Origin of the sequence: Dactylosporangium sp. NPDC051484 (genome assembly GCF_040689395.1) — a bacterium.
Lineage (GTDB): Bacteria > Actinomycetota > Actinomycetes > Mycobacteriales > Micromonosporaceae > Dactylosporangium.
In genome coordinates, this window is the sequence record NZ_JBFAZX010000005.1 from 236,705 (window position 1) to 250,180 (window position 13,476).

General features: G+C 72.2%; 13 protein-coding genes and 1 pseudogene. 8 read left to right on the plus strand and 6 right to left on the minus strand.

Annotation, left to right across the window (positions count from 1 at the left end; all coding sequences use genetic code 11):
- The first annotated feature begins 26 nt into the window (after nucleotides 1–26).
- Nucleotides 27–218, plus strand: a complete 192-nt coding sequence (rpmB, locus tag AB0367_RS12045) for a 50S ribosomal protein L28 (protein WP_190249618.1) — start codon at nucleotides 27–29, stop codon at nucleotides 216–218.
- A gap of 72 nt (nucleotides 219–290) precedes the next feature.
- Here the strand turns inward: rpmB and AB0367_RS12050 are convergent, their stop codons facing one another.
- Nucleotides 291–758, minus strand: a complete 468-nt coding sequence (locus tag AB0367_RS12050; protein WP_366226249.1) for a GNAT family N-acetyltransferase — start codon at nucleotides 756–758, stop codon at nucleotides 291–293.
- Nucleotides 759–810: 52 nt separating this feature from the next.
- Nucleotides 811–1,773 carry a thiamine-phosphate kinase gene (locus AB0367_RS12055; RefSeq protein ID WP_366226252.1) on the minus strand — a complete coding sequence of 321 codons (963 nt, stop codon included), beginning with the start codon at nucleotides 1,771–1,773 and terminating at the stop codon, nucleotides 811–813.
- A 145-nt stretch (nucleotides 1,774–1,918) separates the two neighbouring features.
- Between AB0367_RS12055 and AB0367_RS12060 the strand changes: the two genes are divergently transcribed.
- Nucleotides 1,919–2,155 carry an Lrp/AsnC ligand binding domain-containing protein gene (locus AB0367_RS12060; RefSeq protein WP_366226253.1) on the plus strand — a complete coding sequence of 79 codons (237 nt, stop codon included), beginning with the start codon at nucleotides 1,919–1,921 and terminating at the stop codon, nucleotides 2,153–2,155.
- Nucleotides 2,152–2,691 (plus strand): DUF3515 domain-containing protein, encoded by a 540-nt coding sequence (locus tag AB0367_RS12065; protein ID WP_366226254.1) that lies wholly within the window; start codon nucleotides 2,152–2,154, stop codon nucleotides 2,689–2,691. The genes AB0367_RS12060 and AB0367_RS12065 overlap by 4 nt, the downstream gene beginning before the upstream one ends.
- A gap of 150 nt (nucleotides 2,692–2,841) precedes the next feature.
- Here AB0367_RS12065 and AB0367_RS12070 read toward each other — a convergent pair whose 3' ends face one another.
- From AB0367_RS12070 to AB0367_RS12080, 3 genes are read right to left on the minus strand one after another with little or no spacing between them, the layout of a single operon-like run.
- Nucleotides 2,842–4,056, minus strand: a complete 1,215-nt coding sequence (locus AB0367_RS12070; RefSeq protein WP_366226256.1) for a cystathionine gamma-lyase — start codon at nucleotides 4,054–4,056, stop codon at nucleotides 2,842–2,844.
- Complete coding sequence (locus tag AB0367_RS12075) at nucleotides 4,053–5,084, minus strand: NAD(P)H-dependent glycerol-3-phosphate dehydrogenase (protein WP_366226257.1); 1,032 nt, start codon at nucleotides 5,082–5,084, stop codon at nucleotides 4,053–4,055. Before AB0367_RS12075 ends, AB0367_RS12070 begins: the two co-directional genes overlap by 4 nt.
- Nucleotides 5,081–5,809 carry a lysophospholipid acyltransferase family protein gene (locus tag AB0367_RS12080; protein WP_366226259.1) on the minus strand — a complete coding sequence of 243 codons (729 nt, stop codon included), beginning with the start codon at nucleotides 5,807–5,809 and terminating at the stop codon, nucleotides 5,081–5,083. Before AB0367_RS12080 ends, AB0367_RS12075 begins: the two co-directional genes overlap by 4 nt.
- Before the next feature lie 748 nt (nucleotides 5,810–6,557).
- Here AB0367_RS12080 and AB0367_RS12085 point away from each other — a divergent pair.
- From AB0367_RS12085 to AB0367_RS12105, 5 genes and pseudogenes are all read left to right on the plus strand, one after another.
- Nucleotides 6,558–6,875, plus strand: a pseudogene (locus AB0367_RS12085) (2-phospho-L-lactate guanylyltransferase); the annotation flags it as partial.
- A gap of 5 nt (nucleotides 6,876–6,880) precedes the next feature.
- On the plus strand, nucleotides 6,881–7,078 hold the full coding sequence (locus tag AB0367_RS12090; protein ID WP_366226260.1) for a cold-shock protein: 198 nt from the start codon (nucleotides 6,881–6,883) through the stop codon (nucleotides 7,076–7,078).
- 1,012 nt (nucleotides 7,079–8,090) lie between these two features.
- Entirely contained in the window at nucleotides 8,091–10,385 is a 2,295-nt protein-coding gene (locus AB0367_RS12095) for an RNA degradosome polyphosphate kinase (RefSeq protein ID WP_366226432.1), read from the plus strand.
- 26 nt (nucleotides 10,386–10,411) lie between these two features.
- Nucleotides 10,412–11,932, plus strand: a complete 1,521-nt coding sequence (locus tag AB0367_RS12100; RefSeq protein ID WP_366226262.1) for a CYTH and CHAD domain-containing protein — start codon at nucleotides 10,412–10,414, stop codon at nucleotides 11,930–11,932.
- Entirely contained in the window at nucleotides 11,920–12,795 is an 876-nt protein-coding gene (locus AB0367_RS12105) for an NUDIX domain-containing protein (RefSeq protein WP_366226264.1), read from the plus strand. Before AB0367_RS12100 ends, AB0367_RS12105 begins: the two co-directional genes overlap by 13 nt.
- 65 nt (nucleotides 12,796–12,860) lie before the next feature.
- Here the strand turns inward: AB0367_RS12105 and AB0367_RS12110 are convergent, their stop codons facing one another.
- Entirely contained in the window at nucleotides 12,861–13,448 is a 588-nt protein-coding gene (locus tag AB0367_RS12110) for an HU family DNA-binding protein (RefSeq protein WP_366226433.1), read from the minus strand.
- Nucleotides 13,449–13,476 lie beyond the last annotated feature (28 nt).

Genomic DNA, 13,476 nt, shown 5'->3' on the forward strand with positions numbered 1-13,476 from the left:
ACTGCAATCAATCCCAGGAGATCCCCGTGGCTAGCGTGTGCGACGTCTGCGGCAAGGGACCGGGCTTCGGCCACAACGTGTCCCACTCGCACCGGCGGACCAACCGCCGTTGGAACCCCAACATTCAGACGGTGCGCACCCCGGCCGGTGGCGGCACCACGCGGAAGGTGCAGGTTTGCACCTCCTGCCTCAAGGCCGGCAAGGTCGTCCGCGGCTGACTCAGCCTGGCGCAAGGCCCCGTGACGCGGTCACGGGGCCTTTTGTCGTGCTCGGGCAACCGGGCCGCAGCGTCAGAGCTCGCGCCCGAACGACCGCACGTCCGGATACCCCTTGTAGTGCCCGAAATCCTCGATTCGCGCATATCCGCTCCGCTCGTACAGCGAGATCGCCTCGGGCTGAGCGGTCCCCGTCTCCAGCCAGATCCGCTGCCGCCCAGCCTGCCGCGCCGCGTCCTCCACGGCGGTCAGGAGGGCCTTCGCCACGCCGCGCCCGCGGAACTGCGGCGCCACGTAGAGCCGCTTGAGCTCCGCCGTCGTCTCGTCGGCGGCGAACGTGCGGAAGCCGACGCAGCCGGCCGGCGTGTGGTCCTGGTAGGCGACGAGGAACGCCCCCTCCGGCGGGTCGAACTCGCCCGGCACGATCGGGGTGGTGTCCCCCTCGCCGCCGTACCGCTCGCTCAGGTCGGCGAGCGCGGCGGTGGTGAGTTCGGTGGCGACCCGCGAGCCGTAGCGGGTCAGTCGGATGTCGATCTCGATCACGAGCGTAAAGGGTACGGGCCGCGACAGCCCTTACTGCTTCGGCGGGATTCCGTCACCGGAAGTGATCCCAGCCGGGCGCTCCCCCGCTGTACCTGCGCCCGTCGACGGTCACGCCGTCACCCACTGTGACCAGACTGGACGGAACGACGGTGCCAACAACCAGCCACTCGGCCGGCAACTCGATGTCCGGTGGGAAGGTGGCGGCGAGGGCGTGGTCGTCGCCGCCGGCGAGGAGCCAGCCGAGCGGGTCGACACCCAGCGCGGTCGCGGCGTCACGCATGGGCTCGGGCACGCTGAACGCGTCGCGACGCAGGTCGATGCCGACGCCGCTGGCGACCGCGATGTGGCCGAGGTCGGCGAGCAGCCCGTCGGACACGTCGATCATCGACGTCGCACCCATCCGCGCGGCGACCGGGCCCAGATGGTACGGCACCTCGGGCCGCCGGTAGGCGTCGACCAACAGCTTCGGCGAGCGGAATCCGCGCGACAGGATCGTGTACCCGGCCGCGGCGTGCCCGATCCGCCCGGCCACGGCCACCACGTCGCCCGGGCGCGCGCCCGTGCGCACCACCGGCGCGTGCCCCTCCAGGTCCCCGAGCGCGGTCACCGCGATGGTCAGCGTCGGGCTCGCCGACGTGTCCCCGCCCACGACGGCGGCGCCCGTCTTGGCCGCCTCCGCGGCCAGCCCGTCGGCGAGCTCCTCGGCCCACGAGACCTGCAGGTCCGCGGGGGCGCAGAGAGCCACCAGGAGCGCGGTGGGGCGCGCGCCCATAGCGGCGATGTCGGCGAGGTTGGCCGCGGCGGCGCGGTGGCCGACGTCACGCGCGCTGCACCAGTCACGGCGGAAGTGCCGCCCATCGACCAGCACGTCCGTGCTCGCGACGACGCGCGCGTCCGGGGCCGCGACGATCGCCCCGTCGTCCCCGGGCCCGAGCAGAACAAAGGGCGACGCCGCCCCGAGCCGGGCCGTCACCCGCGAGATCAGCCCGAACTCCCCGGCGGTTGCTAGGGTCACCCGTCCTCCAACATGATGCTCGATAGTGTCGCCGACGCCACGTGTCCTGGCATGATCACGCACGGCGGCTGATTTGCCGATTCCATTCTTGCGGTAGGTTGACGTCCTGATCAGCGCTCGTATGGCGCAGGGAGGGAGTCGTGTCGTGGTACAGGCATACATCCTGATCCAAACAGAAGTCGGCAAGGCACGCGACGTGGCCTCGGCCATCAAAGGTCTCAACGGCGTGGTCCGCGTCGACGCCGTCACCGGCCCCTACGACGTCGTCGTCCTCACGGAGGCGCGCAACATCGACGAGCTGGGGCAGCTCATCGTCTCGAAGGTCCAGTTGGTGCCGGGAATCACCCGCACTGTCACCTGCTCGGTGGTGCACTTGCAGTGACCGCGGACACGACGCGCCCCGCAGCGGGCCCAGCCAAAATCGCGACCCTCGCGGCACTGCCCGTCGCGCTGGTGGCCGGCCTGCTCGCCTTCTGGGGCCTGGGCGGCTTCCCGGACCATGCGGAAAAGCCGCAAAACCTGGCAGCTGTACCCGCTGAGGCACCCGAACTCGCTTCGCGCCCGGCCACGGTGTGCCGTGCATTGGTTTCGAAGCTGCCCGAAACGCTCGGCGGCCTCCCACGCCGCGCGGTGACCGCCGGCGGCGAGCAGAACGCCGCGTTCGGCGACCCGCCGATCGTGCTGTCCTGCGGTGTGTCGAAACCGGCGGTTCCACAGGACGCGCAGTTGCTCGGCCTGTCGGGCGTATGTTGGTTCCCGCAGGAGCGCCACAGCGAGACCGTCTGGCAGAGCGTGGACCGCGAGGTGGCCCTCCGCGTCGTGGTGCCGAAGTCCACCGACGGCTCCTGGCTGGTGAATCTCTCAGCACCGATCGTCGCCACCGTGCCCGCCACAGACCCCGGCTCTGTGCACTGCTGAGCCCTCCCCTCGTTCGGGCCCGCATCCTCTGGCGGCGCGGCCGCCACTTCGCTGACCGCCCCATCCGCGAGCTGACCGCCGCCTACACGCGCTGGTCGCGGCGACCGCGCGATCGTGGTCACGTCCGCGCCACCGTGCCTTTGGTCCGCCTCAGCCCAGCGCGGCGTCCAGAGCGCGGCGGACGTCCGCGACCAGGTCGGTGGTGTCCTCCACGCCACACGAGAAGCGGACGAGGCCCTCGGGGGCGTCATCGCCCCATTGCGCCCGCCTGTCCGCCGTGGTGTGCAGCCCCCCGAACGACGTGGCGGCGAACACCAGATCGGACGCGGCCAGGAAGCGCTCCACGGCTGCTTTGTCGGCCAGCGTGAACGTCACCACGCCCGGCACGCGGCGCATCTGCCGGGCCGCCGCCTCGAACGCGGGATCGCCCGGGCGCCCGGGCCACCGCACGGACGCGACCGCCGGATGGCCGGCTAGCAGCTCGCTCACGGCAGCCGCGTTCGCAGTCTGACGCGCCAGGCGCAGGTCGAGCGTCCCGAGCGACCGGTGGGCGAGCCAGGCCTCGAACGCCCCCGGGATGCCACCCGTCCGCGCGCGCCATGTGCGGATCGTCGCGATCAACTCCGGGTCGCGCGCGCACACGTAGCCCAGCAGCATGTCGGAGTGGCCGGTCAGCGCCTTGGTGGCTGAGGCGACCGAGAAGTCCGCGCCCAGGTCGAGCGGCCGCTGCCCGAGCGGCGTCGGCGTGGTGTTGTCCACGGCGACCAGACCCCCGCACGCATGCGCCCGCGCGGCCAGGTCGGCCACGTCGCACACGTCCAGGCCCGGATTGGACGGCGTCTCCAGCAGCAGGAGGCGGACGCCGTCGAACGCCGGGTACGGCCCCGCCGTCGGCATCGTGCGCACCTCGATCCCGCGCCCGGGCAGGTGCTCGGCGGCGAAGGCGCGGGTGAGGTAGTACCCGTCGCCGGGCAGCAAGACGGTGTCGCCCCCACGCAGCGTGGCCAGCAGGACCGCGGTGATCGCGGCCATGCCGGAGGCGAACACGACGCACTCGCCGCCCTCCAACTCGCCGATTGCCTGCTCCAGGAGGCGGTACGTCCGGTTGTCCGTCCGCCCGTACCCGTCCACGCCCGGCTGTGGCCCGGCGACCGGATCGAGATGGTAGGGCGCCCCGAACACCGGCGAGGGCAGGAACGGCTCCCCCGCGACCGGCGCCGGCACTCCGGCGTGAACGACGCGCGTGCCGTCGCCACGCGCGTCCGCACGCGACGAGGCCGCCGACCCACCCACCCGGCCGGCCTCCGGCCCGGACGCGGCATCGGCCGCCGGCACGGCGGTCGCGTCCGGGAATTCGGCGGTCATTGGCCGGTCGAGGGGACGCCCGGGCGCTCCGGCTTCGTCCCTCTCGCCATCAGCGCGGCAATGGCCTTGAGCGGGTCGACGCCCTCGTGGCAGACCTGCTCGACCTGTTCCGTGATCGGCATTTCGACGCCGACGCTGTGCGCGAGATCACGGATCGACAAGCAGCTCTTGACGCCCTCGGCGGTCTGGCGGGTCGCGAGCTGCGCCTGCTCCAGGGTCTCGCCGCGCCCGAGCCGCTCGCCGAACGTACGGTTGCGCGACAGCGGCGAGGAGCACGTCGCGATGAGGTCGCCCAGGCCGGCGAGGCCGGCGAATGTCATCGGATTGGCGCCGAGGGCCGCGCCCAGGCGGGCGGTCTCCGCCAGGCCGCGAGTGATCAGCGTGGCCTTGGTGTTGTCGCCTAACCCGAGCGCGGAGGCCATCCCGTAGGCGAGCGCGATGGCGTTCTTCACGGCGCCGCCAAGCTCGCAGCCGACGACGTCGTCGTTGGTGTACGGCCGGAGGTACCGCGTGCTGATCGCGCGCTGGACGAGCTCCGCGCGGCGGACGTCACGGCAGGCGACGACGCTGCCCGCGATCTGCTCGGCGGCGATCTCGGGCGCCAGGTTTGGGCCGGTGACCACCACGACGCGCTCCGGTTCGACGTCGGCGACCTCGACGATCACCTCGCTCATCCGCTTGAGCGTGCCGAGCTCGATGCCCTTCATGAGGCTGACGAGCGTCGCGTCCGCGCCGATCGACTCGCGCCAGGCGGTGAGGTTGTGGCGGAGCGTCTGCGAGGGCACGGCGAGCACGACGAGGTCGGCCCCCTCGATCGCCTCGAACGCGTCGGACGTCGCGGTGACCGCATCCGGCAACCACATCGTGGGCAGATAGTCCGGGTTGTGGTGCTGCTCCCGAATCGAGGCTGCAACCTCGGGGCGGCGCGACCAGATGGTGACCTGAGGGGTACCGGCGTCGGCCAGGATCTTGGCGAAAACCGTGCCCCACGAGCCGGCGCCCAGGACCGCCGCGCGCTGAATGCTCATGCCGCCTGCTCTTCGGGTCGCTGCGCGGTGCGCTTCGGGGTCCACAGCGGCGGCGGGGTGCCGCCCCGGATCTCTACCAGCATGTCGCGCAGGTGCAGCATGATGTGGTCGGTGATCTCGACAAGGACCTGCGCCGTCGGCTGCGCGTCCGCCCAGGCGGACAGGTCGATGGGGTCGCCCGTCACGATGGTCACCTTCGCGCGAGGGAGCAGCTTGAGCTTCTTCGTGCGCGGGTCGTAGAGCCGCTGCGGCCCCCACATGACGATCGGGATCATGGGCGCCCCGGTGTCCAGCCACAGCCGGGCGGCGCCGGTCTTGCCGCGCATCGGCCACAGGTCGGGCTCGCGGGTCGTGGTGCCCTCCGGGTAGATGACCACAGCCTCGCCCTCGCGCACGCCCGCCCGGGCGGCCTCGAGTGCCTTGACGGCGTCGGTGGTGCCGCGGCGAACCGGGATCTGGTGCACGGACTTCATCAGGTATCCGAGCACGGGCACCTCGAACAGGCTGGACTTGGCCAAGAACGACGGCCACCGGCCCGCGTCGTAAATGTAGTGCGCGACGGCCAGCGGGTCCGCGTGGGAGATGTGGTTGACCACGATGATCACCCCACCCTCGGCCGGGATGTGCTCCATGCCTCGCCAGGTGCGACGGGTCAGCACCTGGATCACGGGCTTGACGGTCATGACGGCGAAACGCCGCCAGAAGCCCAGCCTCCGGCGCACCATCTCACCCTCCCCTCACGGTTCTGCTGCGAATCATGCCACTGCCGGGCGCCGGGTGGCCGTGTCAGGATGGTTCATGCATTGCCACGGCCAGTCGTCCACTCAGCCGACGGCTCCCCACCGGGCGCCCGCCTGGGTGGCTGTGGTGCCGGTCAAACCCCTGCGAGCGGCCAAGACGCGGCTGCGCGGCGCCGTGCCCGAAGCCGTACACCCGGATCTGGTGCTGGCCATGGCTCGCGACACGGTGGCCGCCGCGCTCGCCTGCCGTGCGATAGCACGCGTCGTGGTGATCTGCGACGACGCCGCGGTCTGCGCCGAGCTGACCGCCCTGGGCGCGCTGTGCCTGCCCGATGCCCCGGCCGCTGGCCTCAACGCAGCCTTGTCGTACGGCGCCGAGGCCGCCCGGCGCGCGCCCACGCCTCGCCACCGGTCGGACGGCCCCTCACCCGACGGCCGTGGCCTCACCGACGCGGCACCCGCGGACGCCAGCCCCATCGACGACGCCGGGCCCGCAGACGTCGCGCACATCGGCGCAGGTCGCGTAGACGGCGCGCACATCAGCGTAGACCGGATGGAGGCAGTCCATACCGGCATCGGAGGCGCGGACGCGGCGCGCATCCGGGCGGAACGCACGGGCGCGGCGCACATCGGTCTGAACGGTGCGGACGCGGCACACATGGGTGTCGCAGGCGCGGACGCGGCGCGCATCGACGTGGGGCGCGCGGATGCGGGCGGGATCGCGGTGGTCGCGCTGACGGCGGACCTGCCGGCCATGCGGCCCGAGGATCTCGAGTCCGCCCTGATCGCGGCCGCGCGGGCAGGGAGGCGGGCGTTCGTGCCGGACCTCGAGGGCACCGGGACCGTGCTGCTCGCGACGCCGGCCGGGGAGGCGTTGGCGCCGCAGTTCGGGCCTGGATCGGCTGCGGCACACCTGCGCTCGGGCGCGGTGCGGCTCGACGGGGCGTGGCCGAGCCTTCGACGCGACGTGGACACAGCGGCCGATCTCGATACGGCGGTGCGACTGGGACTCGGCACACATACCGGACAAGTCCTCTGCACGGTAGCGTGATTGGCATGCAGGGCACAGTGGCGACGTTCGACGACGAGAGTCGCACCGGCACGGTGCTGCTCGACGACGGGGTCGAGGTGACGTTCCCGGCCGCGGCGTTCGACGCATCCGGGCTGCGGCACCTGCGACTCGGCCAGCGGGTGCGGCTCGACCACGACGATGTGGGCACGATCACGAAGGTCACCATCCCGACCCTGCCGTGATTCGCCAAGCAGCGGGAAGTTCATGTTGAGATCGGCACGAGCAGGCCATGATGATCCGGTGGACGAGAGCACGACCGGTCGAAATGGCCCGCGCAATGCCGCCCAGCGGCCCGATCCGGCGAGTGCACCACCCGAAACGACGAGATCCAGCGGGAGCGGGGCCCCGACTCGGGCTCGTCGAGCCACAAAGGTCGCACGGCTGGCAGCGGCCGACGAAGCCACGGTGAGCGAGGTCACGGTGAACGAGGCCATGACAGACACGACGAAGGCGTCCGAGCTGGTGCCGGCGCAGAAGGCCCCGACGAAGTCGACCGCGCCCGCGCGCGCCGTCAACAGTCCGGCGGAGTCGACGGAGCCGAAGCCGCCGACCGGCGGCGCGGAGACCGCCCCAGGAGCGTCCGAGACGAAGCCCGGCAGGCGGACGGACGCCGCTAAGCCCGCGCCGAGGGCGGCTGCCGCGAAACCAGCGACCCATGCGGCCGCCCGGAAGCCGGCCGCCGCCAAATCCGCGACGGACGCGGCTGGCGCAAAGCCGGCGACGCACGCGGCGGCTGCCGCGAAACCGGCGACGCGGACAGCTGCCACGAAGTCGCCGTCGCAGGCGACGGTCGCGAAGTCGGCGGCACGGGTGGCCACCGCCAAATCCGTGACACTCGCGGCTGGCGCGGATCGAGCTACGCAGGCGGCTGCCGCGAAGTCGGCGACGCAGGCCGGCGGCGTCGAAGCAACGGACGCCGCAAAGCAGCCAGTGATCCAGCCGGCCGCCGTGGGCCCGTCGGACACCAACGGCGTGGCCGTTGCGGAGGCCGCCGCCGGCGCGGAAGCAGCAGGCACCTCAGCCCCGGCGGGCGCCACAGCCATCGCGGTCCCGGCTGAAGGCAGGGACGCCACCGCGCCGGCAGAAGGTGCCGAGGCCGCGGTTCTGGCGGAGGGTGCGGACGCCAAGGCGCCAGCGGAAGGCGAGACGGGCCTGGAGAGCGTTGCTGCGGCACCGGCCGACGAGGCCGTAGCGGTGCCGGGCGAGGACGTGGGAGCGGCGCTCGGGGGCGTCGTAGCCACCGAGGACGCGGCCGGGGCGGACGCTGTGGCAAAGGGCTCGGCCACGATCGGGGACGAGGCCGTCGAGAGTGCGGGCGGCGCCGGGCACGCCGCCGACCGCGTGGACGCCCCTGCCGAAGAACCGGAGGCCGTCGGCGGGGGCCTCGACACCGAGTCGCTCGCGGCCGAAGGGGAGGCACTGCGGGTACAGCAGGGAGAGAAGCCGCTGCCGGAGAACCGGTATCTCAACCGTGAGCTGTCCTGGCTCGACTTCAACGCGCGTGTCCTGACGCTGGCCGAGGACCCGGCCACGCCGCTGCTGGAGCGGGCCAAGTTCCTCGCGATCTTCGCCAGCAACCTCGACGAGTTCTACATGGTGCGCGTCGCGGGGCTGAAGCGGCGCCTGCAGACCGGGCTGCCGGTGCGGCGGCCCGGGTTCCTGCCACCGACGGAGCAGCTGGAGCAGATCGCCGAGCGCACGTCCGCGCTGATGTCGCGGCAGTCGCGGGTCTTCGCCGAGGAGATCGCGCCGGCGATGGCCGCGGAGAACATCCACATCGTCCGCTGGACGGACCTGGACCCGGCGGAGCGGGAGCGGATGCGCGCGTCGTTCCGCGAGCAGATCTTCCCCGTGCTGACGCCGCTGGCGGTGGACCCGGCGCACCCATTCCCGTACATCTCGGGCCTGTCGCTGAACATGGCCGTGGTGGTGCGGGAGAAGGACGGCGGGCCGGAGCTGTTCGCGCGGATCAAGGTGCCCAACAACGTGCCGCGGTTCTTCGCGCTGCACGCCGCGCGCGACGGCGCCCGGGTGATGCGCTTCCTGCCCGTCGAGGAGCTGATCGCGGCGCACCTCGGGCAGCTGTTCTCCGGCATGCAGGTCGTCGAGCATCACCTTTTCCGGGTGACCCGCAACGCCGAGGTGGAACTCGACGAGGACCGCGACGAGGATCTGCTGCAGGCGCTGGAGCGGGAGCTCGCGCGGAGGCGCTTCGGGCCACCGGTAAGGCTGGAGGTCGCCGCGTCGATCTCCGACCACGTGCTGGAACTGCTCGTGCGCGAGCTGGACATGGACTCGCACGACGTGCTGCGGGTGCCGGGTCTGCTGGACCTGACGGCGCTGTGGGAGGTGTACAACGGAGTCGATCGTCCGGATTTGAAGGACCCTCCTTTTGTACCGGCGACGCACCCGCACTTCGCCGAGGGTGAGACACCGCGCAGCGTCTTCGCGCGGCTGCGCGACCACGACATCCTGGTGCACCACCCGTACCACTCGTTCTCCACGAGCGTGCAGCGCTTCATCGAGCAGGCCGCCGCGGACCCCAACGTGCTGGCGATCAAGCTGACGCTGTACCGCACCAGCGGCGACTCGCCGATCGTCGACGCGCTCGTCGACGCGGCCGAGGCGGGCAAGCAGGTGGTGGTGCTCGTCGAGGTGAAGGCGCGCTTCGACGAGCAGGCCAACATCGGCTGGGCGCGGACGCTGGAGCGGGCGGGCTGCCACGTCGTATACGGCCTGGTCGGGCTCAAGACGCACACGAAGACGGCCCTCGTGGTGCGGCAGGAGGGCAACCACATCCGCCGCTACTGCCACGTCGGTACCGGCAACTACCACCCGAAGACGGCGCGGCTCTACGAGGACTACGGCCTGCTGACCGCCGACCCGGAGGTGGGCGCTGACCTGACCGACCTGTTCAACGTGCTCACCGGCTACAGCCGACAGACGTCGTACCGCCGGCTGCTCGTCGCGCCGCACGGTGTGCGCCGCGGCATCATCGAGCGGATCGAGCGCGAGGTCGCGTTCGGCGCCGGCGGCCTCGTGCAGCTCAAGGTGAACTCGCTGGTCGACGAGGAGGTCATCGACTCGCTGTATCGGGCAAGCCGCGCGGGGACGCGGGTCGATCTGATCGTGCGCGGCATCTGCGCGCTGCGCCCGGGCGTACCGGACCTGTCGGAGAACATTCGGGTCCGTTCGGTCCTGGGCCGGTTCCTGGAGCACTCACGGGTGTTCCGGTTCGGCCACGGCGCCCGCGCGGAGTACTGGATCGGCTCGGCGGATCTCATGCACCGCAACCTGGACCGCCGCGTGGAGGCCTTGGTGCAGGTGACCGACCCGGCGGCGACCGAGGAACTGCACCGGGTGCTGAGCCTGATGATGCGTGACGAGACGGGGGCTTTCGAGCTGTCGGGCAACGGCGAGTGGCACCGACGGCCGGGCAGAAACCCGCAGGAGGCCCTGCTGCGCCGCATCGTCGACCGGGCGGAGTGAGCCGGTTCAACCTTTAGGGTGACTGAATGCTGGAGGAAGAGCGCAAGTACCAGGTCGACGACGCGTTCAGGATGCCGGACCTCGGCGCCGCCGGACGGGTGAGCGCGCGGAAGCCGGTGACGCTGCGGGCGACCTACTACGACACCACCGAACGGTTGCTCGCCCGGCACGGGGTTTCGCTGCGGCACCGCAAGAACGACGCCCCGGCGAAGGTCTGGACGGTCAAGCTGCCGTCCTCGACGGTGGGGGTGCGCCATGAGCACTCCCGCCCGGCCGCGGGCGCGGGCGTGGTGCCGCCAGACCTGCTCGACCTGGTGACGGCGTACCGGCGTGGGCGCACCCTCGGACCCGCTGCGGTGCTGCGCACGGTGCGGACCGTCTACGAGGTCGCCGACCGTGACGGCGCGGTCCTGGCCGAGGTGGCCGACGACGTCGTGAGCGTCCTCGACGGGCGCAAGGTCGCGCACCGGTTCCGCGAGATCGAGGTCGAGCGGGTCGACGGCGAGCCGAAGCTGCTGGACAAGATCGAACGGCTGCTGCTGCGCGCGGGCGCGGAGGCGGGCGACTTCGTGCCCAAACACGTGCGGGCGATGGGCCAGCTGGAGGCGCCGGTTCTGGCCGTACCCGCGCCGCTGCGGCGCCGGCCCCGCGCTGGCGACGTGGTGACCGAGGCGATCCGCCGCGACGTCGCGCGCATCTTCAAGCACGACCCGTTCGCGCGGCTGCGCGCGATCATGCCCAACGGCGACACTCCGGTGCACCAGATGCGGGTCGGCACCCGCCGGCTGCGCAGCGACCTGCAGACTTTCCAGGCGCTGCTGGACCCGGCCTGGACGGCGCGGCTGCGGGCGGAGCTGGCATGGCTGGCCGCCGCGCTCGGGGGCGCGCGCGACGTCGAGGTGCTGCGGGCGAGGCTGCACCGTACGGCCGCCGCCGACCCGCTCGTACCGCCGGATCCGGAGGCGGTGGAGCGCATCGACGCGGCGCTGGCGGCACGGCAGGAGCCGGCGCTGGCGGCGCTGGACGCGGCGCTGCACTCGCGGCGGTACGTGAAGCTGCTCGACGCGCTCGTCGAGGCCGTGCAAACGCCGCGGCTGTCGGCGCTGGCCCGGGAGCGCGCCGACGAGGTGCTGCCGGGCATCGTGCGTAAGCCGTGGCTGCGGCTGGTGTCCGGCGGGGGCGGTGCGCCCGGCGCCGGCGAGCTGACCCCGGACCTGCCCGACGACGAATGGCACGAGGTCCGCAAGCGGGCGAAGCGGGCCCGCTACGCCGCCGACGCTGTCTCGGCGGTCGTCGGCCCCGACGCGCTGCTGCTGGCGAAGGCCATCGCGCGGGCGCAGGGCGTGCTCGGCGAGCATCAGGACGCCGCGATCGCTGCGGACGCGTGGCTGGACGCCGCCGCGGACGCGCCCGGCGACCACACCCTGGCGGTCACGGCGGGGCGGCTGTTCGAACGCGAGCGAGCCTCGGTCACGCGCGCCCGCGCGAAGTTCCCGGCCGTGTGGGAGTTGGTACTGGAGGATAAAAACATCGCATGGCTGAAGTGAATTCGGTGGTTCGCGCCGCGGGCGGCGTCGTGTGGCGGCACACCAGCGGCGGCGCGCCGGAGATCGTGCTCGTGCACCGGCCCCGGTACAACGACTGGTCGCTGCCCAAGGGCAAGCTCGACCCGGGCGAGCACGAGCTGACCGCCGCGGTCCGCGAGGTGTTCGAGGAGACGTCGGTGGAGGCGGTACCGCAGGTGCGGCTGCCCTCGATCAGATACCTCACCGGCGAGCCGGGCGTGGAGAAGCTCGTCGACTTCTGGTCGATGCGCGCGGCCGCGTGGGTGCCGCGGCCGGCCGATGACGAGATCGAGGAGGCCCGGTGGGTGCCGGTCGCCGACGCGCAGTCGGCGCTGAGCTACGCGCACGACCGGGGCGTGGTGCGCGCGTTCCTGGGCCTGCCGCCGGTCACCGCGGTGGTGGCGCTGGTACGGCATGCGAAGGCCGGCCGACGGGACGAATGGACCGGCACGGACGCCGAGCGGCCCCTGGAACCCGCCGGGGAACGCGACGCGCGGGCCCTGAGCGGGCTTCTGGCGCTGCTACGGCCGGACCGGGTGGTGTCGGCCACCCCCCTGCGGTGCCGCCAGACCGTGGAGCCGCTGGGGCTGCCGATGGAGGTCGACGCGACGTTCGACGAGTTGCAGGAGCCTGAGCCGGCCGCCGCGGCGCTGGCCGAGTTGGCCAAGCGCGGTGGCACGACCGTGGTGTGCAGCCAGGGCAAGCTGATGCCGCCGCTGCTCGCGGCGCTGACGAAGCGCAGCGACGTCAACTTCCACACCCGTAAGGGCGCCGGATGGGTGCTGTGCTTCTCGGACGGGCGCATCGTCGGGCGGGATCGGCTGACGCCGGTGACGCTGCGGTAGTCGAAAGCGGAAAGGCGAAAGGGCGGCGCCGTGATTCGGAGCCGCCCTTTTCGTTGCCTGCTTCCTTACTTGGCTGCGGCCTTCTTGGCAGGCGCCTTCTTGGCGGCCGTGGTGGTCTTGGCCGCGGCCGTGGTGGCCGTCGTCGTCTTGCGCGCCGCCGTGGACGCCGCGGCGCGGGTCGTCTTGGCGGCGGCCTTCTTCGCCGGCGCGGCCTTGGTGGCGGCAGCCTTGGCCGGAGCGGCCTTGGTGGCGGCGGCCTTGGCCGGAGCGGCCTTCGCCTTCGCCGTGGTGGCCTTGGCCGTGGTGGCCTTGGCGGTCGTCGCCTTCGCGGCGGCCTTGGTCGCGACGGCCTTCTTTGCCGCGGCGACCTTCGGCACCTTGCCGCTGGCGACCATCTCGCGGAAGCTGGCGCCAGCGCGGAACGCGGGAACCGACGTCTTCTTCACCTTCACCGCTTCACCGGTGCGCGGGTTGCGGGCGGTTCTCGCACCACGGATGCGCTTCTCGAACACGCCGAAACCGGTGATGGCGACCTTGTCGCCCTTGGTCACGGCGGCCTGAATCTCGGCCAGTACCGCGTCCAGCGCCGCGTTCGCCGACTTCTTGTCGCCCAGGCGAGCGCTGAGCGCCTCGATGAGCTCGGCCTTGTTCACGTTTCCTCCCGTACCAGAATTGAAGTCC